Origin of the sequence: Nonomuraea recticatena (assembly GCF_039533245.1) — a bacterium.
Lineage (GTDB): Bacteria > Actinomycetota > Actinomycetes > Streptosporangiales > Streptosporangiaceae > Nonomuraea > Nonomuraea roseola.
Window position 1 is genome coordinate 195,758 of sequence record NZ_BAAATE010000007.1, and the last position, 22,411, is coordinate 218,168.

Genomic DNA, 22,411 nt, shown 5'->3' on the forward strand with positions numbered 1-22,411 from the left:
CCGCCACATTCTGCTCTGGGCGTAGAGAGGCCGTGATTGGGAACGTCCAGGTCCGGTTAGATGTTGTCTCAAGTGACTGACGCCAGATCCTCGCTTCGGCGGGGGTGACCCGAAAGGCGATACGTGACTGGAGCTCTCGCCCCCGTTAAGCCGCTGACGGCCCTCGACCGTTGCGACCGTTGCGGCGCCCAGGCCTACATTCGCGCGACCCTGCCAGTGGGCGGGGAGCTGCTGTTCTGCGCCCACCATGGGCGTCAGCACGTAGCCGTGTTGCGTGAGAAGGGCGCCGAAATCCTGGACGAGTCGGCTCGGCTCAGCGAACCCAAGGTAACCGCACCCAGCGACGATCGCTGATCTCTCAGCGTTCGACGCGATGACATAACCCCATATGGCATGACGCTCAGGCGGTGATCCGGCAACCCGGGTCACCGCCTGCGTGCGTTCGAACGACCCTCCAAAGCTGCACGAAGGACGCCAAGGCGCGGCTGGGTGCGGGCCCTGCCTGGAGAGGAATCTCCGGATCAGGCGGGGCGGTCTCAGGACACGCGGTAGTGGTAGGCGCCGCGCGGCTCGAAGCCCTCGCCGCGATACAGACTCTGCGCACCCACGTTGCCCTCCGTCACCACCAGGTACGCCGACGCGAGCCCCGCATGCCGTACCAGAGCGCGCAGTACGCTGCGGGCCAGGCCCCTGCGGCGCGCCCCTGGGCGCGTCGCCATGCAGTAGATCCCGAGCGTGTCGCCCTGGGGGACGCCCCTGCCCACGGCCACCGGCGCGCCGTCCTCCTCCACCGCGGCGTACCACGCGGGCACTCCCGCGCAGATCCGCCCGCCCACCTCGGGGTCACGTCCCTCCACCCCTGCCCAGGTGTCGAGCCACGCGGGCCACGGGTGGTCCTCGATCCTGACCTCGTGCGCGGGGCGACCGCCTGGCGCCGGGGAGGCCACCATGACGAGCGTCGGGTCGGCCAGCCGGTAGCCCCTGGCCTCCAGGAGGGAGTCGACCTCGGCGGGCGCGCTCGTCCCGAGCGAGAAGACGGTGGACCCGCCGCGCTCGGCGTAGAACTTCTCCGCCTCGCCCACCGCCTCGGCGAGATCGGCGGGCAGCCCCGAGACCAGCACGGAGTTGGCCCGCTTGGTCACGCCGAGGGAGTGGCGCAGCGTCCACGGCTCCAGGGGCACGCGCTCGAGGGCCGGCCACGCCTCGTCAATCAAGCGGTCGAAATCCATCACGGCATCGTAGTGGAGGCCTTACCGGCGGCCGTCGCGAGGCCAACGTCGCACGTCAGCCGCCCAGGTGGTAAACCCGTACCCGTGCTGATTCTGCTCCCGCCCTCGGAGGGCAAGGCCGCGGAGGGGGACGGTCCCGCCCTCGCCGACCTGTCCTTCCCTTCCCTCGCCAGGCCACGCGCCCGCGTGGTGAACGCCCTCATCAAGGCCTCCAAGCGCCGCGACGCGCTCGACGTGCTCGGCCTGAGCAAGGGCCAGGCCGCCGAGCTCGACAGGAACCTGGCGCTCAAGACGGCGGCGACGCTGCCCGCGGGCGAGCTCTACACCGGCGTCCTGTACGACAACCTGGGCCTGGCCACGCTGGACGGCGAGGCCAGGGCGAGGGCGGAGGAGTCGCTGGTGATCTTCTCGGGCCTGTGGGGCGTGCTGAGGGTCGGTGACAGGGTCCCTCCGTACCGCCTGTCCATGGGGGTGAGTCTGCCGCCGATGGGCGCTCTGGCGGCCTTCTGGCGGCCTCTGGTGACCAAGGAGCTCGACCGGCTGCCGGGGCTGGCCGTGGACATGCGCTCGGCCACCTACGCGGGCGCGTGGAAGGCGGGGGCGCGCGGAGTGGCGGTGCGCGTGCTGAGGGACGGCAAGGTCGTCAGCCACATGGCCAAGGCCACCCGCGGCGAGATCGCCAGGAGCCTGCTGCTCAGCGGCGCCGACCCGGCCGGCCCCGACGAGCTGGCCAAGGTGCTCGACGATCTGGGCTACGCCGTACGGCAGGCTCCCGGCAGGATCGACGTGGACGTCACCTGAGCGCCGGTCGCATGAGGCCGAGCGCCGTCCTGGGCCCCTGCCTCCACGCGCGGCGCGCGACCCGCCTCACCACTCGGGACGCCCGGGTCACAGCCTCTCGTGAACGAGAACGGGGGTGCCGCTCCGAAGAGCGACACCCCCGTCCGTCACGACACCTAGTCGAGGTAGTCGCGCAATACCTGGGAGCGAGACGGGTGACGCAGCTTGGACATCGTCTTCGACTCGATCTGCCTGATGCGCTCGCGCGTCACCCCGTAGACCTTGCCGATCTCGTCGAGTGTCTTCGGCTGCCCGTCGGTGAGGCCGAACCGCATCGACACGACGCCCGCCTCGCGCTCCGACAAGGTGTCGAGAACGGAGTGCAGCTGCTCCTGCAGCAGCGTGAAGCTGACGGCGTCGGCCGGAACGATGGCCTCGGAGTCCTCGATGAGGTCGCCGAACTCGCTGTCGCCCTCCTCACCGAGGGGGGTGTGCAGCGAGATGGGCTCGCGGCCGTACTTCTGGACCTCGACCACCTTCTCGGGGGTCATGTCCAGCTCGCGGGCCAGCTCCTCGGGCGTGGGCTCGCGGCCGAGGTCCTGCAGCATCTGCCGCTGGACCCTGGCCAGCTTGTTGATCACTTCGACCATGTGGACCGGGATGCGGATGGTCCGCGCCTGGTCGGCCATGGCGCGGGTGATCGCCTGGCGGATCCACCACGTGGCGTAGGTGGAGAACTTGTAACCCTTGGTGTAGTCGAACTTCTCGACCGCGCGGATCAGGCCGAGGTTGCCCTCCTGGATCAGGTCCAGGAACAGCATGCCGCGACCGGTGTAGCGCTTGGCCAGCGAGACGACCAGCCGGAGGTTGGCCTCCAGCAGGTGGTTCTTGGCCCTGCGGCCGTCTTCGGCGATCCATTCGAGCTCGGCCCTGACGTCGACGGGCAGCTTGTCGACCTCGCCGCCGCCGAGCTGCTCCTCGGCGAACAGGCCCGCCTCGATGCGCTTGGCCAGCTCGACCTCCTGCTCGGCGTTGAGCAGGGGGACCTTGCCGATCTGCTTGAGGTAGTCCTTGACCGGGTCGGCGGTGGCGCCCGCGGCGGCGACCTGCGCCACGGGGGCGTCGTCGTCGTCGTCGGAGAGGATCAGGACCTCGTCGTCGCTGGTGACGACGACCTCGGCCTTGGGCTCCTCCTCGGTCTCCGCCTCAGGTTCGACCTCGACTTCGACCTCGACCTCTTCGACCACGTCGACCTCCAGGTCGTCGAGGTCTTCGAGCTCGACATCTGCCTCGAGATCGATGTCGTCTTCGTCGACACCCTCCGGGGACTTCGGCTTGGTCTCGGTGGGACCTGCTCCCGAGACCTCGGGCTTGGCGACCTTCTTGGCAGGCGCTGCCGCCTTCTTGGCCGCGGGAGCGGCCTTCCTGGCGGGCTCGGCCTTCTTCGCGGCGGGCCCCTCGGCGGGGGCGGCCTCAGCGGCGACGACCGCGGTCACGGTGTCGGGCTGCTGCTCCTTGGCAGCCGCTGCGGTTCTCGTCTTGACGGGGGCAGCAGTGCGGCGCTTTGCTGGACCACGAGACTTCTTCGGAGCCGCCGAGTCAGCGGCGGTCAGCCGGACGACGACGCCCTCTTTGCTGAGCGTCCGCAGGACCCCCGCGGCTTGCGACATGGGGATGTCCGCCTCCTCAAAGGCCTGACGGACATCCTCGGACTCGAGGAACCCCTGCGAGCGCCCACGCTCGAGCAGTCGCTGAATGACGGGCTCGTTCAGCTCTGATGGCTTCGAGCGAGTCGAACTTGCAGGCGACACGAACACCTCTCGAACGAACGCGTGGCGACAATGGACCCAGATGCCCGCTGGGGGGCTATGCCTCTCTCGGAGATCTAAGCGGCCGTGCGGAGCGCAAACGGACCATCCAGCATTCTGGCACGACCCGGCACTCCATACGGCCACCTCCCGGCGGTTGACCTCCACCCTAGGCCGACCGGAACAGTAGTGCGTACGGAAGCGGTGCACTGATACCCGAAAGCAACCCTTATGACTGTTTCATTCAGTCACTCTTCGTGGCGGCGGGAACGTGAATCGCCAGCGCCGTAACATCGTCATCCTGCTCATATCCGGCCAACATGCGGTCGACTAGGAAATCAAGCAGCATGTGCGGACTCGTCACGACCTCAGGCGGCGCTTCGGTCACAACCGAGCAAATTTCCGATAGCCCCGCGTCGAGACCGCGCTTGCGGTTCTCGACCAGACCGTCGGAATAGAGCACGGCGGTGTGTCCTGGAGGCACCACGAACCTGAACTGCTTGCGCGTGGTGGGCCAGCCCAGCGGCGTGCCGGGCTCGGCGTCGCAGAGCACCGCCGTACCCTGCGGCGAGACCAGAACGGGTGGCGGGTGGCCCGCGAGCGCGAGCGTGCCCTCGCCCGTGCCGGGCTCCACGACCATGTAGGCCAGCGTGGTGACCTGCTCCTCCTCCTCGGTGGCGTCGAAGACCCTGTCGAGCCCGCCCAGGACCGCGGCGGGCGGCGGGTTGGTCAGCGCCAGGGCGCGCATGGCGTTGCGGATGCGGCCCATGCCGGCCGCGGCCTTGACGCCCTTGCCCATGACGTCGCCCACGACCGCCGCGACCCTGCCGTCCTGCAGCACGAACGCGTCGTACCAGTCGCCGCCGACCTGCACGTGGCGGCTGCCCGAGCGGAAGCGCTGGGCCAGCTCGAGCCCCTTGACCACGGGCAGCCTGTCGGGAAGCAGGCTGCGCTGCAGCGTCTCGGCGGTCTTGTGCTCGCGCTCGAAGAGCGTGGCCCACTCGACGGCCAGCGCGCACTGGCCCGCCAGCGCCTCCAGGAAGACGCCGTCCTCCTGGGAGATCTTCTGCGGCCTGGTGAAGGAGAAGCGCAGCGCGCCCAGAGCCCGCCCTGCGGCCAGCAGGGGCAGCCCGACCCACGCCCGCTCGTCGCTGGTGGCCAGGAAGCCGTTCAGGACCTCCTCGTCGCCTCCGGCGTCGAGCAGCTGCGCCTTGAGGCTCTCGGGCGACTCGGCGAAGACGGGCCTGCGGCTGTTGACGGCCATGGTGAGGACGCTGGAGTGCGACAGCGGGATCTCCTCGCCCGTCGCCCCGGGCACCTCGGGCACGCCGCCGCCGTTGACCAGCTTCAGCACCGCCCTGTCGAGGTCGAGCAGGGCGACGGCCGAGCGGTCGGCGGCCAGCGCGGTGCGCCCGACGTCGATGATGACCTGCACCACCTGCTCGACCGTGAGCGCCTCGGCCAGCATGGCGGTGGCGCCCTGCAGCCGGGCGGTGCGCAGGGCGGCGGCGCCGAGCTGGTCGGTCAGCCTGCCGCGCATCTCCTCGGCCTCGCGCTGAGGGGTGACGTCGGTGTTGGCGCCGACCCACTCGACCACGCGCCCGTGCCTGATGATCGGCACGGCCCGCACCTCGAAGTGGCGGAAGCCGCTGGCCCTGGTGCGGACGCGGTAGTTCCACTCGAACATGGTGCGACCGCGCAGCGCCTCCTTCCACACCTCCTCGGTGTGGCGGCGCTCGTCGGGGTGCACGGCCTCCAGCCAGCCGTGGGCGAGGTACTCCTCGAGGCCCTGGCCGGTGATGGCGCGCCACTGCGGGGCGTCCTCGACGACCGCGCCGGTGGGCGAGGTGATCCAGACCAGCTGGGACTGCGCCTCGACCAGCGAGCGGTAGCGCTCCTCGCTGCGGCGCAGGTCCTCCTCGGTCTGGCGGCTCTCGGTCATGTCGGCGCCGACCAGCGCGACGGCCTGCAGCTGGCCCTGCTCGTCGTGGACGGGCGAGAACGACAGCGCCCAGTGCCTGGTGTCGCCCTCGGTCGAGCGCACCCTGGCGCGCTCGGTCACCGGACAGTCGCTCTCGGTCACATCCTGGATGGCGTGCGTGACCAGCTGGCTGAGGTCGGCGGTGAGCGTCTCGGCAGGCGTGCGACCCAGCAGCCGCTCCTCGGGCACGCCGACGACATCGCTGAACACCTCATTGGCCCGCACGAAGCGGCCCTCGGGGTCGAAGAAGGCGAAGGCGAACTCCGCCTCCGACATCAGGCCCTTGAACAGGCCGGAGTCTGAGATGTCCACACCCGACTCCCGGGGACGGGGCACGGAGGTCTCGGCGCTCATGGTCGGCACCTCCGTCGCGTGCCAGGGTCTCCCACGCGGCACATCTCCATAACTGTGTATCGGCGTAGCGCAGCTCCGGGCGACCGGATTCTGCTGTACATCATCGGCGATGGGCATGTGCGGACGGAAGCCCCGGCCGCCATACGGTCAACGCATCCTGTCAAAATCGCTCCACTGTGCGCAGCAAGATCAGGCTACTTGGCCTTGGCCGCCTTCTTGGCCTCCTGCTTGGTGGCTCGCACCTTCTCCAGGCTCTCGGCGTCGACGACGTCGGCCACGGAGCGGAAGGACCCCTCCTCACCATAGGGACCCGCCGCCTCGCGCCAGCCCTCGGGCCTGACGCCGAGCTGCTTGCCCAGCAGGGCGAGGAAGATCTGCGCCTTCTGCTTGCCGTACCCCGGAAGGTCCTGCAGCCGCCTGGCCAGCTCCTTGCCGTCGGTGACGCCGGCCCAGACCTGCTCGGGCCTGCCGTCGTAGTGCTCGACGAGATAGGCGGCCAGCCGTTGCACCCGCTCGGCCATGGACTTGGGGTAGCGGTGGACGGCGGGCTTCTCGGCGAGCAACGCCGCGAACGCCTCCGGATCATAGGCCGCTATCTCCCCGGCCGTCAGGTCATGGCCCAATCTCTCGGAGATCGTGTAGGGGCCAGCGAAGGCCCACTCCATCGGGATCTGCTGGTCGAGCAGCATGCCGATGAGCAGGGCGAGCGGGCTGCGGCCGAGCAGCTCGTCGGCCTCAGTCCGCTGGGCGAGCTGGATGCGCATGGAACCAGCTTCGCACGAAAGGCCCTTGCGAGAAGCGAACACAGGCCGCAGAGAGGGTTGACAGCCGCCCGAGAACCGATGAAATGAGAACGCACAACCCAGCTTGACCGTTCCTAGGGTTTTGCCCTGCGGCTCTAGAGGAATCTCACTCCTATGCTCGCACTGGCCACTCGCCTCATTCGGGAACCGGTGAGCCTACGCCTGGCCTCCGACTTCCTCACCGTGCCCATCGAGACTGTCGACCGCTGTGTGGCCGACGCGCTCGCCTGCGCCGAGCACCTCGGCATCGAGGCGACGCCCGACATCGTCGAACGCATCGCCCGCGAGCATCTGCTCGCACTCGTGAACTCCGCGCCGCCCCCGCGGACACCCCGATAACATCGACATCATCGACCCGACCCGCTGGACCGAGGCACGATCTCTTTCGTAAACGCACCGTTTGCGCCTGGAATGCGAGAGAGTGGAGGCGTGCGCCGACACCGACGAGACCCACGGGAGAGCACTCCGCCGGACGACGTGTTCGCTGAGATGGTGCAGGCCGCCCGCGAGCTGCTGGCCGTACGCAGTCCCCTCGACGCGGAGCTGATGGTCTCCGACATGGTCGGTGCCTGGTGGGGCCGCCGAGTGCGCGGCGGCGACGTCGAGCAGGTACTGGGCGAGGGCCTGGTCGACTACGCGGCCAAGGCCGGCACTCCCGCCTCCCTGACCCTGCTGATCTGCCTCGCCTATCTCGGCACCGCCAGACAGGGCGCCAAGGCCGAGGGCGCGGCGCTGGCGATGATGGAGTCGGGCGTGGCCAGGCCAGGCTGGGCCGACAGGGTCGGCGCGGTCAAGCCGACGGGGTGCTACGTCTCCCGCGACGCCTACGGCGACCAGGACACCGTGATCTGCACCTTCGCCTACCGCTGGAACGGCGCGGCGGACAACGCCCAGGACCGGCACGCCCTCGTCATGGTCGTCGACTACAACATGTCGGGCATGGCCCGCGACGCGTGGGTCTCCTCCCAGGTCGACAAACTGATCGAGCAGGCGCGCGCCGAGGCCGAGGCCAACCCGATGCTGCTGTTCGAGGAGATCGAGCCCCAGCAGGCCAGAGCGCTGCTGGAGTCGGCGATGCGGGCCACCCGCGAACCCAAGAGCCCTCCGCCCGTCAGCGACAGCTACAGCGCCTACCACGCCTTCGCCAGATCGAGGCTGAAGGCGCTGCCGCCGGGCCGCAAGCGGCCCGCGCCACGGCACAGCGAGGCACCCTACAGCAGGGAGCGCAGGGCGATGCTGGCGGCGGAGTTCCTGTCCTCCGACGCGGCCGAGCACCTGTCTGACCCCTCGGCGGCCTCGCGCTGCGCCGACCACATCATCGACTACGGCTGCGAGCAGGACTTCGACAGGCCGCTGCGGGTCAGCCCCACCAAGTGCGAGACGTTCCTGCTCGACTGGCTGCCCCGCAAGGTGATGCTGAGCGCCGCCGAGCAGGAGGCGATGCCGCACGCGCTGGCGGCGTGGGTGCGCTTCGCCGCCCGCCGTACGGGCCTGCCCGACCAGGGCGTCACCGCGACGCTCGACGCGGTGTGGGAGGCCACGGCGCGCTTCCCCGAGGCCTACCGCGACCCGGCCTCCTACGGCCTGGACATGGCGCTGCTGTCGAGGCTGCTGCCGGACGGCGACCTGTCGGCGCTGGCCAGGCGGGTCTTCGCCTTCCCGATCCTGCAGGGCACCCACGGCGACGTCGACCTCGACACGCTCAACCCCGCGGACGAGGCCGACCGGCGCATCCTGCTGGAGCTCGACCACGTGGGCGAGATCGACGAGCAGCACCTGGCCTGGCACGAGGAGATCGCCACCAGGCTGTGGGAGGGCGATCCGCCTCAGCTGTGGGAGGCCGCGCAGCGGCTGCTCGACCTGGGCCACGACCGGCACGAGGTCCTCCACGTGCTGATCGAGATCGTCGAGCGCATAGGGGCCGACCCCGACGAACTCGCCGCCGCGCTGGATGACATCGCGGACATCCCCGACGAGCTGTAGCGTCGTGACTTATGGTGATCGACCTCAACGCCGACCTCGGGGAGGGGTTCGGCATCTGGCGGCTCGGCGACGACCTCGCCCTGCTCGACATCGTCTCCTCGGCCAACGTGGCGTGCGGTTTCCACGCCGGCGACCCAGTGACGATCAGGCGCACGTGCGCCGCGGCCGTCGACAGGGGGGTGGCGATCGGGGCGCAGGTGTCCTATCGCGACCTGGCCGGCTTCGGCCGCAGGGAGATGGACGTCGATCCCGAGGAGCTGTGCGCGGAGGTGCTCTACCAGCTGGCCGCCGTCGACGGCATCGCCAGGGCCATGGGAGGGCGGGTCTCCTATCTCAAGCCGCACGGCGCCCTCTACAACAGGGTCGTCCGTGATCCGGTGCAGGCGGCGGCGGTGGTCGACGCGGTGCTCGACTACGACGCCTCGCTGCCGATCCTGACGCTGCCCGGCTCGGCGGTCCACGCGGCGGCGGCCGAGGCGGAGGTACCCACGGTCACCGAGGCGTTCGCCGACCGCGCGTACACGCCGTCGGGCACGCTGGTCTCGCGGCGCGAGCCAGGCGCCGTGATCGACGATCCCGCGCTGGTCGCCGAGCGCGCGGTGCGCATGGTCGTGGAGGGCGTGGTCACCGCCGTCGACGGCTCGCAGGTGCGGGTGGACGCCCGCTCGATGTGCGTGCACGGCGACACCCCCGGCGCGGTACGGCTGGCGCGGGCCGTGCGGGACGGGCTCCTGGAGGCCGGGGTGGCCATCCAGTCCTTCGCATGAGCGTGATCAGGCGAGCGGGAGAGCACGGGCTGCTGGTGGAGACCGGCTCGCTGGCCGCCTCCCACCGGCTCGACGCGCTGCTCAGGGCCTCGAGGCCGGAAGGGGTCGTGGAGATCGTGCCGGGGCCGGAGACGGTGCTGGTCGTGGCGCCGGGCGCCGACCTGCCGAGGCTGCGCTCCGGCCTGGCCGGCCTGCGCGAGCTGGCGCTGTCCTCCTCAGGAGCCGCCTCGCTGTCGGAGGAGGTCGTGACCGTTCCCGTCGTCTACGACGGGGAGGACCTCGCCTCCGTCGCCGAGGAGACGGGCATGCCGGTCGAGGAGGTGATCGGCAGGCACACCGGCAGGGAGCTGGTGGCCGGCTGGCTGGGGTTCGCTCCCGGGTTCGCCTACCTCACGGGGCTGGATCCCGCGCTGCGCGTGCCCCGCCTCGCCACCCCGCGCACCTCGGTGCCCGCGGGCTCGGTGGCCATCGCGGGCCCCTACGCGGCGATCTACCCCACGGCCTCGCCCGGCGGATGGCGGCTGCTCGGGCGCACGTCGCTGCGGGTGTGGGACGTCCACGCCCAGCCGCCCTCGCTGCTGCCGCCCGGCACCCGCGTGCGCTTCGAGGCCGCATGATCGACGTGCTCGCGCCCGGCCCCTACGCCACCGTTCAGGACCTCGGGCGGCCCGGCTACGCGCATCTGGGCGTCCCCCGCTCGGGCGCGGCCGACGCCGCCGGCCTGCGCCTGGCCAACCGCCTGGTAGGCAACCCCGAGGGCCACGCGGGGCTGGAGCTGACGTTCGGCATGGCCCGCTTCGGCTTCAGGTCGGGGGCGTGGCTGGCCGCTGCGGGCGCCCCCTGCCCGATGGAGATCTGGAACGAGCGCGGTGTGGTGTCCTCCGCGCAGGGGATGGGCGCGCCGTTCTGGATCGCCCCCGGCCACGAGCTCAGGGTCGGCCCTCCCGAGCGGGGACTGCGCACCTACCTGGCCGTGCGCGGGGGGATCGACGTGGAGCCTGTGCTCGGCAGCAGGTCGACCGACTCCCTGTCGGGCCTCGGTCCTGCTCCGCTTCGCGCGGGCACGCGGCTGCCCGTGGGCGAGGTGCGGTCGCTCGCCTCGATCTCGGTCGACCTGGCTCCTCCCGCCGCTCCCCCGCCGCCGGTGCTGCGCGTGCTGGCCGGCCCTCGTGACGACTGGTTCTCCCCCGACGCGCTGGCCGAGTTGTGCGCGCGGCCGTACGAGGTCAGCCAGGACAGCAACCGGGTCGGGGTACGGCTGCGCGGCCCCGCGCTGAGGCGCGTCAGGGAGGGCGAGCTGCCCAGCGAGGGGATGGTCACGGGGGCGGTGCAGGTGCCGCCGAGCGGTCAGCCGATCGTGTTCCTCACCGACCATCCGCCGACGGGCGGCTACCCGGTGATCGGCGTGGTGCTCGCCGCCGACCTGGCCGTGGCCGCGCAGGCCAGGCCTGGCGACCGGATCAGGTTCAGGCTCGCGGGGCGCTGAAGGCAGGCCCTCGGCCGGCCCCCTGGCCAGGGTCAGCCTTCGCCGGTCAACACCCGCCGCATCCTCTCGACGGCGCGCCGCAGCGGCTCCTCGGGGAGCTGCTCGAACAGCTCCAGCGCGATCTGGCCGTCCTTGCCCTCCCAGACGCCCGCCACTCTGCCCTCGTGGATCACCACGGGCGAGATCCATCCGGCCGCCCTGCTCACCTTGGCCTTGACCGGGGCGGGGATGAGGGCCTCGAGGGTGCGGGGGGCGCCGAGGATGTACTGGTCGAAGCCGGGCAGCAGGTGCACCTCGCGGGAGGGCGTCGTCGCGGCCAGCGCGTCGACGTGCTCGGTCAGCGCGAGCAGCTTCGCGCCCTCGACGTCGACCTCGGTGAGCTCGGGCGCCAGGTCGCGGAACCACGCTCTGAGCACGGCCTTTTTCGCCACGCCGCCGAACAGCCAGCTGTCGAGCATCTCGGGCGAGGCGGGGCCGTGCGCCGCCAGGAAGGAGCGGGCCACGCGTACCCCCGCCTCCTCCTGCGGCGGCAGGGCGGCGGGCCAGGACGGCAGCCACGCGCGCGGGGAGGTGAAGGCGACCTTGCCGTCGCGGGGCGGGGCGTAGCAGAGCTCGCCCAGGCGGGCCAGCGGCTTGAGCAGCGCGCCCCAGCCGGAGGTGAGAGCCTGCCGGAGGTGGGCGTCGCCGGTGAGGTCGACGACCGCCTCGACCAGCTCCTCACGGGTCAGGCTCGCGCCTTCGAGCGCCTTGGGGACGGCGTCGATGATCGCCTCGATCTCGGCGGCGGTGACGCCATGGCCGCGCTGCCAGGAGCCTTTCTCCCACGAGCGCAGGGTGCCGAGCGCCGCGCAGTGGTCGGCCAGCTCGTCGGCGGGGACCAGGTGGAGGGTGCCGCGCATGACCCACGTCTTGGCGAGCGTGCGCTCCTGCCACAGCGCGCGCTCGATCTCATCGGGGTCGGGCGCGGCGGCGCGGACGGCGACGGCGTGCCTGGCCGAGGAGGCAACCTGGGCCTGGACGCCGCAGAGCCTGCGCGCGATCTCCACGGCTGAGGGGCCGTCGGCGGCGGGCACGAACTGCCGGGACAGTCGCCAGGCGAGCACTTGGGGCCAGGTCAGATTCACAGGACTACTTCTACACCCCGGCGCCGACAGAACGGCGCCCCCGTAGGGCAGGGGGCGCCGGGAGGCCGGTCAGCCGGTGAAGCCGATGTCCTGGTACTTCAGGTCGTAGAAGCCCCGGGCCCCGAGGTTGGCCAGGGTCTGCCTCACCGCCACGTTCTGCGGCCGCTGGTAGAGCGGGACGACGTTCACCGCCTCCCAGATGAGCTTGTCGGCCGCGTTGGTCGCCGCGCGGGCCTGGGCGAGGTCGAGCTCGGCCGTCGCCTTCTGCATCGCGGCGTCGATCTCGGGCGAGCCGATGCGTCCGAGGTTGGCGTTCCAGTTCCGCTCACCCTTGGAGTCGGTCGAGGCGTTGGCGAAGATCCCGTAACCACTCGAGACTGGAAATGGCGTGCCGATGTAGGAGAACGCCGTCATGTCGTAGTTGCCGGGGATGATGTGTTTGGTGAAGAAGTCGTCGCTGGGCACCGCCTGCAGCGTCACCTGGACCCCGATCTGGGCGAGCATGTTCTGGATCAGCTCGCCCTCCGACTTGGTCAGCTGGAGGCCCGACGGCATGACGAACTTCAGGTTCAGCGGCTTGCCGTCCTTCATCCTGGTCTGCCCGCTGAGCTTCCAGCCCGCCGCGTCGAGCGCGGCCTTGGCCTTCTCCGGGTCGTAGGTCCCGAGCGCCCCCGCGTTGTCCTGATAGCCCTCCTGGGTGTTCATGAAGAAGTGGTTGTTCAGCAGCGTGATGGGCCAGTCGAGGCCCTGCAGGTCGGACTGGGCGATGGCCTGCCTGTTGATCGCCATGGTGATGGCCCTGCGCACGTTGACGTCCGACAGGACGGCGCTCTCGCCGTTCATCGTGATGTGCCGGAAGTCGGGGCCGGCCGCCTGCCGTACGAGCGAGCCCTGGGTGGACTTGGCCCTGGCGTAGTCGGGAGCTGAGGGGCCGATGTCGAAGACGTCGATCTCGCCGTTGGTGAAGGCGCCGACCAGCGAGTCGCTCTCCATGGAGCGGTAGATGACCTGGTCGAGCTTGGCCTTCTCGCCCCACCAGGCGTCGTCGCGGACGATCGTGATCGTCTTGGCCGTCTGGTCGAAGCCCTGGAACCTGAACGGGCCCGCCGTGACGGGGATCTTGTTCAGCCACGAGGTGTTGAAGGTCTCGGGCGAGGTGTTGGTGGCCTTGGGATAGAGCGGGGCGAACAGCGACTGCCAGTCGCCGAAGTCGTTCTTGAAGGTGATGACGACCTCGTAGTCGTCCTTGCCCTTGGCGACGCTCTCGATGTCCTGGTACCCGGTGGTGGAGGCGACGCGGAAGTCGGGGTTGGCGCCGTTCAGCGCCTTCCACTGGGCCGCGTAGTCCTGCCAGGTGATCGCCTCGCCGTTGGACCACCTGCCCTTGGGGTTGAGGGTCAGGGTCACCACCTGCCTGGGGTCGGTGTCCGTCACCCTGCCGTCGGTGAGGTAGTCGGCGTTGCCGCTGATGACGCCCTTCTCGTCGGAGACGAACGGCGAGGGCAGCATCCCCGCGACCACGCTCCGCACGTTGGCCAGGTTGCCGTCGACGTGGTTGATGTTCCACTGGGTCGGATACTCGTCGATGCCCCAGCGCAGTGTGCCGCCGTCCTTGACCCGGTCGCGGGGCACCACGTTGACGTCGAAGGCCTTCAGCGCGGCAGGGGCCCCCGCCGAGGGCTCTCCCGCCGGGCCTGCCGTGCCTTGCTCTCCGCCACCGCCTCCACAGCCCGCCAGGGCCAGCGAACCTGCCATGGCCAGGGCCACGGCGAGCCGGGATCTGCTCACTTGCTCCTCCTGCGCTAGACGACTTCGAGCTTCTCGGCGTAGTGACATGCCACGCCTTGATCGACGTCGAGCGGCCTGACCTCCGGCTCGACCTCCACACACCTGACGCGTTCGCCGTCGGTGAGGGCCTTGAACTTCGGGCACCGCGTGCGGAACCTGCAGCCCGAGGGCGGGTGGGCGGGGCTCGGCAGGTCTCCCTCGAGCAGGATGCGCCGCCTGGAACGTTCCTTCACGGGGTCGGGCAGCGGGATCGCCGACAGCAGGGCCTGCGTGTACGGATGCATCGGCGCCCCGTAGACCCGCTCGACGTCGCCGATCTCGGCGATCCTGCCGAGGTACATCACCGCCACGCGGTCGGCCAGGTGCCTGACCACGGCCAGGTCGTGCGCCACGAACAGGTAGGACAGGCCGAGGCGGCGCCTGAGATCCTCCAGCAGGTTGACCACGCCCGCCTGGATCGAGACGTCGAGGGCCGAGACGGGCTCGTCCAGCAGGACCAGCTTGGGTTCGAGGGCCAGCGCCCTGGCGATGCCGATGCGCTGACGCTGCCCGCCGGAGAAGTCCTGCGGATAGCGGGCGGCGTGGCCGGGATCAAGGCCGACCAGGTCGAGCAGTTCGCGCACGCGCGTGCCCGCGTCGCGCCGCCCCTGGGTGCGCAGCGGCTCGGCGAGGATGTCGTAGACGGTCATCCTCGGGTCGAGCGAGGCCAGCGGGTCCTGGAAGACGACCTGCATGTCGCGGCGCAGCGCGGTCCTGTCGCGGGCGCCGAGGGCGGCCACGTCGCGACCGAGCACGGCGATCGTGCCGCGCTGCGGCTTCGTCAGCTCGAGGATCTCCATGAGCGTCGTGGTCTTGCCGCAGCCCGACTCACCGACCAGCCCGAGCGTCTCGCCCCTGCGGATGTCGAAGGTGATGCCGTCGACCGCGTGGACGGTGCCGACCCTGCGCCTGAACACCGCGCCTTTCGTCAGCGGGTAGTGCTTGACCAGATCGGCCACCGACAGCACGACCTCGCGGCCCTCACGGGGCGCGGGCGCGGCCCTGACAGGCCCGGCGGCGGGCCCGGCGGCCGGCTCCGGCGTCGCGGCGTGCCTGCCTTTGACCTCCCCCGCCACGTCGTAGACCTCGGCGGGCGACAGGTTCTCCCTGGCGATCTCCTCCGCCCGGATGCACGCCGCCAGATGCCCCGCGCCGTTCACCGGCTCGAGCGGCGGCTCGGCCTCGGCGCACGCCTCGATCGCCATCGGGCAGCGCGGCGTGAACGGGCAGCCGGGCGGCAGCTCGGCGGGTGAGGGCGGGTTGCCCTCGATCGGCACCAGCGGCCGGCGCCCTCCGGCGTCGAGGCGGGGAACGGAGCCCAGCAGGCCCATCGTGTACGGCATGCGCGGCCGGTAGTAGATGTCGTCGACCTGCCCCACCTCGACGGCCCTGCCCGCGTACATGACCAGGACCCTGTCGGCGAAGCCCGCCACCACCCCGAGATCATGGGTGATCATCACGATCGCCGCGCCCGTCTCCTTCTGCGCCTTCTTCAGCACGTCGAGGACCTGCGCCTGGATGGTGACGTCGAGCGCGGTGGTCGGCTCGTCGCAGATGATGACGTCGGGGTCGTTGGCGACGGCCATGGCGATCACCGCGCGCTGGCGCATGCCGCCGGAGAACTCGTGAGGGAAGGCCCTGGCCCGCTGTCCCGGGTTGGGGATGCCGACCAGGTCGAGCAGCTCCACGGCCCTGGCCGTGGCCTGCTCGGCCGTCACCTTCTGGTGGACGCGCACCGCCTCGGCGATCTGGTCGCCCACCCTGTAGACGGGCGTGAGCGCCGAGAGCGGGTCCTGGAAGACCATGGAGATCGTCCTGCCGCGGAAGGCGGTGAGCGTCTTCTCCTTCGCGCCGAGGATCTCGGTGCCGCGCAGCCGTACCGACCCCGTCACGCGGGCGTGCGGGGGCAGCAGGCCCATGACCGCCAGGGCGGTCACCGACTTGCCAGAGCCCGACTCGCCCACGATGCCGAGCACCTCGCCCGCGCGCACCTCGTAGCCGACGCCGCGCACCGCGCGCACGTCCCCGAAGCGGACGTCGAGATCGGCGACCTGGAGAACGGGATCGCTCATGAGCCCCTCTTCGAGGTGGGGTCGAAGGCGTCGCGCAGTGAGTCGCCGATGAGGTTGACCGACAGCACGGTGAGGATGAGCAGGCCCGCGGCGAACCAGAACGTCCACGGCGCGAAGACGGCGGTCTTGGAGCCGTCGGCGATCAGGCTGCCCAGCGAGACGTCGGGCGGCTGGATGCCGAAGCCGAAGTAGGACAGCGTGGTCTCGGTGAGGATCGCCGAGCTGACGTTCAGCGTGGCGTCGACGACCAGCAGGGACGACATGTTCGGGATGACGTGCCTGAAGATGATCGTGGGGGCGGGCACGCCCATGTAGCGGGCGGCGCTGATGAACTCGCGCTCCTTGAGCGAGACCGTCATCCCGCGCACGACCTTGGAGGTGATCATCCAGAGGAACAGCGCCAGCATGATCACGAACAGCACCCACGCGCCTCCCGCGAACAGCGGCGACATGATGGCCAGGATCAGGAAGCTGGGCAGCACGAGCAGCAGGTCGACCACCCACATCAGGACCCTGTCGGTCCAGCCGAGCAAGTAGCCGGCGAAGGCGCCGACCACGGCCGCGAGCGTGGTGGCCACGACCGCCACGAGCAGGCCGACGATGAGCGACTTCTGCATGCCGCGCAGGGTGACGGCGAAGACGTCGGCGCCGGTCTGGAGCGTGCCCCAGTAGTGCTCGGCCGACGGCGGCCGCAGGAAGGCGGCGAAGTCCTTGTCGGTGTAGGTCCAGTGGGTGAAGTGCGGGCCGGCGAAGGCCAGCAGGAACATCAGCGCGAGCAGGGCGAATCCGAGCTGTCCCTGGCGCATCGCGAAGAAGCGCCTGGCCACCACCCTGCCCCTGGACGGCGCCTTGATCTTGACGACCTGCTCGGCCAGCTCCTCGTCGGCGATGCTCACGCCTCAGCCCACCCTCACCCGCGGGTCGAGCGCCGCGGTCAGCAGGTCGGACAGCAGGGAGGCCACCAGGACCGACAGCGCGGTCAGGAGCGCGATTGCGGCGACGGTGTTGACGTCGTTGGTGTTGATGGAGTCGATCAGCTGCTCGCCCAGCCCGTGCCAGCCGAAGATCTTCTCGGTGATGGTGGCGCCGACCAGCAGGGAGCCGAAGGTGAAGGCGAAGTAGGTGACGGCGGGGATGAGCGCGGTCCTCAGCGCGTGCCTGGTGAGCGCGGCCCGCCTGGACAGGCCCTTGGCCATCGCGGTGCGGACGAAGTCGGCGCCGAGTACGTCGAGCATCATGTTGCGCTGGTAGCGGCTGAAGATCGCGATCAGGCCGATCGACAGCGAGACCGTCGGCAGGATCAGGTGCTGGAGGCGGTCGAGCGCCTGCCCCGGCAGTCCGGCGTCGAGGCCCGGCGTGTACTCGCCGCTGACGTAGACGATCCTCTCTCCGACCAGGCCGTTGAACCACACCCCTGCCAGGATCAGCACGTTGGCGATGACCACCACGGGAACGGCCAGCACGACGAAGGAGCCGATGGTGGTCAGCCTGTCGAACCAGCCGTACTGCCTGACCGCGGCGTAGGCGCCCACGGCGACGCCGAGGAAGCCGCCGAAGAACACCCCGAGGATGATGAGGCGGAAGGTGACCCCCGCCCGTCGCCTGAGGTCGTCGTTGACCGAGTCGCCGCCGACCGTCAGCCCGAAGTCGCCGGAGACGACCCCTCCCGCCCAGGTGACGTAGCGCGCGATCAGCGGGGTGCGGTTGTTGAGGTTGAGCTCGTCGAGCCTGGCGTCGATCACCGCGGGAGGCAGCGGCGGGTTGCGTCCCTCGTAGTTGGCCCGCGGGTCGAGCGCGCTGGCCGCCAGCATGTAGGCAAGGCTGGTGGCGACGACGACGAGCACCACGTAGTTGAGCAGCCTGCGGACCAGGAACCCCGCCATCGCCTCCCCTTCACCCCTCACCAGGTGTAGTCATATTGCTACACCATGTGATCCCCGGGGTGTGGCGAAGCGCCGAAGTGAGCCTGACTACCTTCCCGACAGCTCGTCGACGGCGGCGCGCACGTCGTCGCTGGTGATGGTGGTCAGCTCCGACTCGCTGGCCGTGTTGCCCAGGGCGGCGAGGCGGACGTCCCTGCGCATGGCCGCCCGCTCGAACAGCGAGCGGGCGAAGCGGCCGTTGCCGAGGCCGTCGATCAGCCGCTCCTGGCAGACCCAGGTGAAGACCTCGTCCAGGTCGGCCTTCGCGGCCTCGTCGAAATGGTCGCCCGACCGCTCGGCCAGCAGGATCGCGATCTCGGCGAGCTCCTGCGGCGCGTAGCTGGGAAAGGCGACCCGCTGGTTGAAGCGGCTGGACAGCCCCGGGTTGGTGGACAGGAAGCGGTCCATCTCCCGCTCGTATCCGGCCAGCACGATGACGAGCCTGTCGCGGTCGTCCTCGGCCCGCTTGAGCAGCGTCTGCACGGCCTCGGCGCCGAAGGCGTCGCCGCCGGAGTAGCCGGGGTTGACCAGGCTGTAGGCCTCGTCGATGAACAGCACCCCGCCGAGCGCCCTGTCGACCAGCTCGTTGGTCTTGATCGCGGTCGCGCCGAGGTGCTGGCCGACCAGGTCGGCGCGTTGCCCCTCGACCACGTCGGGCCTGGCCAGCAGGCCGAGCGCGGCGAAGATGCGGCCGAGGATGCGGGCGACGGTGGTCTTGCCCGTGCCAGGCGGCCCCGCGAAGACGAAGTGGCGCATCTGCGGAGGGGTGGGCAGGCCGCGCTCCTGGCGCATGCGGGCCACCTGGAGCTGGGCGGCGATGGCGTGGACCTGCCGCTTGACGGGTTCGAGCCCCGCCATGCGGTCGAGGTCGGCCAGCGCCTCCTCCAGCGTGGGGGTGGCCTGGTAGCCGCGGAAGCGCGCGGTGAGCTCGTTGAAGGCCTTGGTGACGTCGGCGACGGTCGTGGTGGTGAGGTCCGCGGTCGAGGGGGTGCCGCCCGCGCCGACCACCCGCACGTCGCGGGCCTGCGCCGCGGCCTCGACCAGGCTGCGCACGAAGCGCGCGTTGCCGAGCTCGTCGACCAGGCCGCGCCGCTGGACGTCCTCGAACAGGCCGAGCAGCGCGGGCCGCGCCTCGGGGGCCAGGCTGTCGCCGCGCCGTCTCTGCAGCAGGTCGGTGATCTCCAGCAGCTCGGCGGGCGAGTAGCTGGGAAAGCGCACCCTGGTGGCGAACCTGCTCGACAGCCCCGGGTTGGAGGCCAGGAAGGAGGTCATCTCCTGCTCGTAGCCCGCCAGGATGATGATGAGGTGCTCGCGGTCGTCCTCGGCCCGCTTGAGCAGCGTCTGCACGGCCTCGGCGCCGAACCTGTCGGGCTGGCCCTCTGAGGAGTTGACCAGGCTGTAGGCCTCGTCGATGAACAGCACCCCGCCGAGCGCCCTGTCGACCAGCTCGTTGGTCTTGATCGCGGTCGCGCCGAGGAACTCGCCGACCAGGTCGGCCCGCTGGGCCTCGACGACGTAGGGGGTCTCCAGCAGCCCGAACGCGTAGAAGATCTTCGCGACCGAGCGGGCCACGCTCGTCTTGCCCGTGCCGGGCGGTCCGACGAAGACGAAGTGCCTGGTCGGCCTGTCGGCGGGATAGCCCGCCTCGGCGCGCAGCCTGGAGGCCTCGATGGAGGCGGCGATCGAGCGCACCTGCTCCTTGACGGGCAGCAGGCCGATCATGTTCTCGAGCTCGGCGAGGGCCTCCTCCACCGAGATGGGCGGCGGCGGGGCGTTCCTGTCGGCCTGCTGGGGCCTGCCCTGCTGGGTCTCGCGGGCGCGCACCCTGACGGGCTCCTCGGCCACCAGGTGCGCGCGGGCCCTGCGGGCCTGGACGAACCGGTAGAGCAGGACGGCCGCGGCGGCGCCGTAGGCGGCCCAGAGCGCGATGCCGTCGGAGACGGGAGCCAGGGCCGCGGCCAGCGCGCCCGCGGGGACCAGGGCCATCAGCACGGTGATCCACGGCGGCACCCAGCGGATGAGGTGCGCGGCGGCGGCCACGGGGACGGCCAGCACGAGCAGCAGCGTGGGCACCATCGAGCCAGGAGGGAACAGCTGGTCGATCAGCGAGACCGCCACGGCCCACCCTGCCAGCACCACGGCGGTGGCGGCCGCGCGGGGGAAGCGCAGGGCCAGCGCGACGAAGCCGAGAAGGATCAGCGTGACGAAGAAGGTCTGCAGCAGGTCCCAGCCCATGGCCGCGCCCACGCCCACCGAGCCGATCAGGACGCAGGCGAACAGCACCCTGCGGACGGCGGGGGGAAGGCGGAAATAGCGATGCCGTACCTTCTCGAACTGCTCCCGCGCCGCGTCCCGCATCACGCCTCCCCGGTCCGACCCCGGTTATACCGTACGGGCGTGGGCCGCGCGCTATGCGGCGCGCGCGAAAACCTCGATTGGACAGGGCTCAGCGGCGCTGGTGCCGTCCCGGGTACTCCCCGACGACGACCTGCTTGGGCGTCACGCGCAGGACGTCGGAGCCGGGGTCGGGCAGCGCGACTCCGCGCACCTCGATCCAGAATCTGGGATGCAGCTGGTCGGTGGCGAACACGGCGACGCGGGGGTCGCGCTCGGCCGCCTCCCACGCCTCCTCTCCCGCGATCAGGCGCAGCTCGCCCGAGGCGCTGATCGAGGTGACCGCGCCGACGGCGAGCGCTCTGGGGCCGAGGGAGTCGGCGTAGGCCAGGACGACGCCCCTGGAGAAGGTGAGAGCCTGCCGCACCTCGGCGGTGAGGGTCACCGACGGTCCCGCCCCTTCCATGGAAGGCTCAGCCATGATCAGGGAGGCGCGCCATGGGCCTGGCGCGCCGCGCCACCAGGCTCTGACGGCGCGCAGCACGAAGAGCACGACCACCGCCGCGCTCGCGCCCAGCGCCACCCGCCAGCCCCACGCCGCCGCCTGCTCCCCTGCTGCGCCCACCCCGCCGGGCGCCGCCGCGGCCGGCAGGGCCCCGCCAGGCGCGAACGCCGCGACCAGGCTCGCCGTCGCGGCGGCGGCGCAGGCCAGCGCGGCCGTGAAGGTCAGCGTCACGGCCGCGGCCAGCCACCTGTCCGCGCGCAGCGCGCCGAGTCCCGCGAGCCCTCCCCTGTCGCGGACCCTGACCAGCAGGTACGGCACCGCCAGCGCGGCCAGCCCGCCCGCCGGGTGCGTCACCAGGGCGGCGAGCTCCAGCGCCACCAGCACCGACCAGGCCCTGGCCAGCACGACCCACAGCGTGACGCCCAGATCGCGGCGGGCGGTGCGCTCGCCGTACGCCATCGACAGCTGAGCGAGCGCGCGCACCGGACGGCCGCGCCAGGCCTCGGACAGCACCCGCAGCGCGACCAGCGCGGGCGCGTTGAGCAGCACGATCCCGGCCAGCCCCGCCCACAGCGGGTCGGCCACGGGCACGAACAGGGAGGCGGCGTAGGCGGCGAAGGCGATGGCCGCCGTCGCCACCGACAGCCCGAGCCAGCGGTCGCGGCCGAGCATCACGGGGACGACGGACCAGATCCGCACCCTGCGCGCCTGCCTGAAGGTGAGTGAGCCCAGCAGGACGATCACGATCAGCCCCGACAGGCCGAGCGGCCCGTCGGGGACGGGGCCCGTGACGACCAGCGCGCCTGAGACGGCGACGGCGACGGCGGGCAGCAGCCTGGTCTGCCGCGACCAGACCTCCAGCGCGCGCCTGGCCCTGCCCGTCTCGCGCGGGTCGATCGTCCACGCGGGGTCGTGGTGGGCGCGCGGAGGGTCCCATCGCAGCAGGGTGAGTCCGTAGTTGACGCGGGCGCCCGCGTGCGCGTCGTCCCTGTGCAGCGCGGACAGGTAGGCGGCCGCGGCGCGGCGGTGCTCGCCCCGCAGGAGCGCCAGGTCGCCGGTCAGGGCGTGCGGCCCCGCCTCCTCGGGGGCGAACCTTCTCGCGGCGGCGATGTGGGCGGCCGCCTCCCTGAAACGTCCGGGGACGCGGCGCAGCGCGGCGCCGAGCCGCAGTCTCGACTGCCAGGACCCGGGGGCCAGGCGCGCGGCCTGCTCCGCCTCGAGCACGGCCTCGGGGTCGCTGCCGAGACGTTCGAGGGCGAGGCTGGCCAGGCGGTGTCCCCACTCGCCCGCGTGGTCGAGGGTGATCGCGCGCCGGGCCGCGGTCAGCGCGGCCTCGGGGTGGTCGGCCAGGAGGTGGTCGAGAGCGACGGCGCACCATTCGGCAGCGGAATCCGAACCCTCGCCGTCGCTCCCCACACCCGCCATGATCTGTTCGC

General features: G+C 71.2%; 18 protein-coding genes. 7 read left to right on the top strand and 11 right to left on the bottom strand.

Features of this window, described 5'->3' with window-relative positions:
• Window positions 1-123 precede the first annotated feature (123 nt).
• Window positions 124-354, top strand: coding sequence for a DUF7455 domain-containing protein (locus tag ABFX50_RS16780; protein ID WP_312895525.1), 231 nt, complete (start codon window positions 124-126; stop codon window positions 352-354).
• A 182-nt stretch (window positions 355-536) separates the two neighbouring features.
• On the opposite strand, the gene ABFX50_RS16785 is transcribed toward ABFX50_RS16780, so the two are convergent.
• Complete coding sequence (locus ABFX50_RS16785) at window positions 537-1,229, bottom strand: GNAT family N-acetyltransferase (RefSeq protein WP_346147385.1); 693 nt, start codon at window positions 1,227-1,229, stop codon at window positions 537-539.
• A gap of 84 nt (window positions 1,230-1,313) precedes the next feature.
• On the opposite strand from ABFX50_RS16785, the gene ABFX50_RS16790 reads away from it, so the two are divergent.
• A complete protein-coding gene (locus ABFX50_RS16790; protein WP_346147387.1) occupies window positions 1,314-2,030 on the top strand; it encodes a YaaA family protein in 717 nt (238 codons plus the stop codon).
• Between the two features lie 155 nt (window positions 2,031-2,185).
• Here the strand turns inward: ABFX50_RS16790 and ABFX50_RS16795 are convergent, their stop codons facing one another.
• The 3 genes from ABFX50_RS16795 to ABFX50_RS16805 all read right to left on the bottom strand — a co-directional run bounded on the left by ABFX50_RS16795 (window position 2,186) and on the right by ABFX50_RS16805 (window position 6,916).
• Window positions 2,186-3,820, bottom strand: coding sequence for an RNA polymerase sigma factor (locus ABFX50_RS16795; RefSeq protein ID WP_346147389.1), 1,635 nt, complete (start codon window positions 3,818-3,820; stop codon window positions 2,186-2,188).
• Between the two features lie 241 nt (window positions 3,821-4,061).
• On the bottom strand, window positions 4,062-6,152 hold the full coding sequence (locus ABFX50_RS16800) for a SpoIIE family protein phosphatase (RefSeq protein ID WP_346147391.1): 2,091 nt from the start codon (window positions 6,150-6,152) through the stop codon (window positions 4,062-4,064).
• Window positions 6,153-6,346: 194 nt separating this feature from the next.
• On the bottom strand, window positions 6,347-6,916 hold the full coding sequence (locus tag ABFX50_RS16805) for an HhH-GPD-type base excision DNA repair protein (RefSeq protein ID WP_183646967.1): 570 nt from the start codon (window positions 6,914-6,916) through the stop codon (window positions 6,347-6,349).
• Window positions 6,917-7,105: 189 nt separating this feature from the next.
• Between ABFX50_RS16805 and ABFX50_RS16810 the strand changes: the two genes are divergently transcribed.
• The 5 genes from ABFX50_RS16810 (at window position 7,106) to ABFX50_RS16830 (ending at window position 11,191) form a co-directional block, all read left to right on the top strand.
• On the top strand, window positions 7,106-7,294 hold the full coding sequence (locus ABFX50_RS16810; protein WP_376773144.1) for a hypothetical protein: 189 nt from the start codon (window positions 7,106-7,108) through the stop codon (window positions 7,292-7,294).
• A 150-nt stretch (window positions 7,295-7,444) separates the two neighbouring features.
• The gene (locus ABFX50_RS16815; protein ID WP_183660072.1) at window positions 7,445-8,938 is read left to right on the top strand and encodes a hypothetical protein; all 1,494 of its coding nucleotides are present in this window, start codon (window positions 7,445-7,447) and stop codon (window positions 8,936-8,938) included.
• 11 nt (window positions 8,939-8,949) lie between these two features.
• Window positions 8,950-9,705, top strand: a complete 756-nt coding sequence (locus ABFX50_RS16820) for a LamB/YcsF family protein (protein WP_183646974.1) — start codon at window positions 8,950-8,952, stop codon at window positions 9,703-9,705.
• Window positions 9,702-10,322, top strand: coding sequence for a 5-oxoprolinase subunit B family protein (locus tag ABFX50_RS16825; RefSeq protein ID WP_346147393.1), 621 nt, complete (start codon window positions 9,702-9,704; stop codon window positions 10,320-10,322). The genes ABFX50_RS16820 and ABFX50_RS16825 overlap by 4 nt, the downstream gene beginning before the upstream one ends.
• Window positions 10,319-11,191: a 5-oxoprolinase subunit C family protein gene (locus ABFX50_RS16830; RefSeq protein WP_346147395.1), complete on the top strand. Its 873-nt coding sequence runs from the start codon at window positions 10,319-10,321 to the stop codon at window positions 11,189-11,191. Before ABFX50_RS16825 ends, ABFX50_RS16830 begins: the two co-directional genes overlap by 4 nt.
• A 32-nt stretch (window positions 11,192-11,223) precedes the next feature.
• Here ABFX50_RS16830 and ABFX50_RS16835 read toward each other — a convergent pair whose 3' ends face one another.
• The 7 genes from ABFX50_RS16835 to ABFX50_RS16865 all read right to left on the bottom strand — a co-directional run bounded on the left by ABFX50_RS16835 (window position 11,224) and on the right by ABFX50_RS16865 (window position 22,391).
• Window positions 11,224-12,315 carry a winged helix DNA-binding domain-containing protein gene (locus ABFX50_RS16835; protein ID WP_346147397.1) on the bottom strand — a complete coding sequence of 364 codons (1,092 nt, stop codon included), beginning with the start codon at window positions 12,313-12,315 and terminating at the stop codon, window positions 11,224-11,226.
• A 69-nt stretch (window positions 12,316-12,384) separates the two neighbouring features.
• Window positions 12,385-14,103 carry an ABC transporter family substrate-binding protein gene (locus ABFX50_RS16840; RefSeq protein ID WP_346147399.1) on the bottom strand — a complete coding sequence of 573 codons (1,719 nt, stop codon included), beginning with the start codon at window positions 14,101-14,103 and terminating at the stop codon, window positions 12,385-12,387.
• 14 nt (window positions 14,104-14,117) lie between these two features.
• The gene (locus tag ABFX50_RS16845) at window positions 14,118-16,214 is read right to left on the bottom strand and encodes an ABC transporter ATP-binding protein (RefSeq protein ID WP_346147401.1); all 2,097 of its coding nucleotides are present in this window, start codon (window positions 16,212-16,214) and stop codon (window positions 14,118-14,120) included.
• A complete protein-coding gene (locus ABFX50_RS16850) occupies window positions 16,211-17,110 on the bottom strand; it encodes an ABC transporter permease (protein WP_346147403.1) in 900 nt (299 codons plus the stop codon). The genes ABFX50_RS16845 and ABFX50_RS16850 overlap by 4 nt, the downstream gene beginning before the upstream one ends.
• A gap of 3 nt (window positions 17,111-17,113) precedes the next feature.
• Entirely contained in the window at window positions 17,114-18,097 is a 984-nt protein-coding gene (locus ABFX50_RS16855) for an ABC transporter permease (RefSeq protein WP_346147404.1), read from the bottom strand.
• 87 nt (window positions 18,098-18,184) lie between these two features.
• On the bottom strand, window positions 18,185-20,494 hold the full coding sequence (locus tag ABFX50_RS16860) for an AAA family ATPase (RefSeq protein ID WP_346147406.1): 2,310 nt from the start codon (window positions 20,492-20,494) through the stop codon (window positions 18,185-18,187).
• 88 nt (window positions 20,495-20,582) lie between these two features.
• Entirely contained in the window at window positions 20,583-22,391 is a 1,809-nt protein-coding gene (locus ABFX50_RS16865) for a hypothetical protein (protein WP_346147408.1), read from the bottom strand.
• Window positions 22,392-22,411: the final 20 nt, after the last annotated feature.

Excerpts from the sequence above, each read along its gene's own strand:
- ABFX50_RS16815 (WP_183660072.1), top strand. The coding sequence starts at position 7,445 with ATGGTGCAGGCCGCCCGCGAGCTGCTGGCCGTACGCAGTCCCCTCGAC.
- ABFX50_RS16805 (WP_183646967.1), bottom strand. The coding sequence starts at position 6,916 with ATGCGCATCCAGCTCGCCCAGCGGACTGAGGCCGACGAGCTGCTCGGC.
- ABFX50_RS16800 (WP_346147391.1), bottom strand. The coding sequence starts at position 6,152 with ATGAGCGCCGAGACCTCCGTGCCCCGTCCCCGGGAGTCGGGTGTGGAC.
- ABFX50_RS16855 (WP_346147404.1), bottom strand. The coding sequence starts at position 18,097 with ATGGCGGGGTTCCTGGTCCGCAGGCTGCTCAACTACGTGGTGCTCGTC.
- ABFX50_RS16860 (WP_346147406.1), bottom strand. The coding sequence starts at position 20,494 with ATGCGGGACGCGGCGCGGGAGCAGTTCGAGAAGGTACGGCATCGCTAT.
- ABFX50_RS16825 (WP_346147393.1), top strand. The coding sequence starts at position 9,702 with ATGAGCGTGATCAGGCGAGCGGGAGAGCACGGGCTGCTGGTGGAGACC.
- ABFX50_RS16820 (WP_183646974.1), top strand. The coding sequence starts at position 8,950 with ATGGTGATCGACCTCAACGCCGACCTCGGGGAGGGGTTCGGCATCTGG.
- ABFX50_RS16830 (WP_346147395.1), top strand. The coding sequence starts at position 10,319 with ATGATCGACGTGCTCGCGCCCGGCCCCTACGCCACCGTTCAGGACCTC.
- ABFX50_RS16785 (WP_346147385.1), bottom strand. The coding sequence starts at position 1,229 with ATGGATTTCGACCGCTTGATTGACGAGGCGTGGCCGGCCCTCGAGCGC.
- ABFX50_RS16845 (WP_346147401.1), bottom strand. The coding sequence starts at position 16,214 with ATGAGCGATCCCGTTCTCCAGGTCGCCGATCTCGACGTCCGCTTCGGG.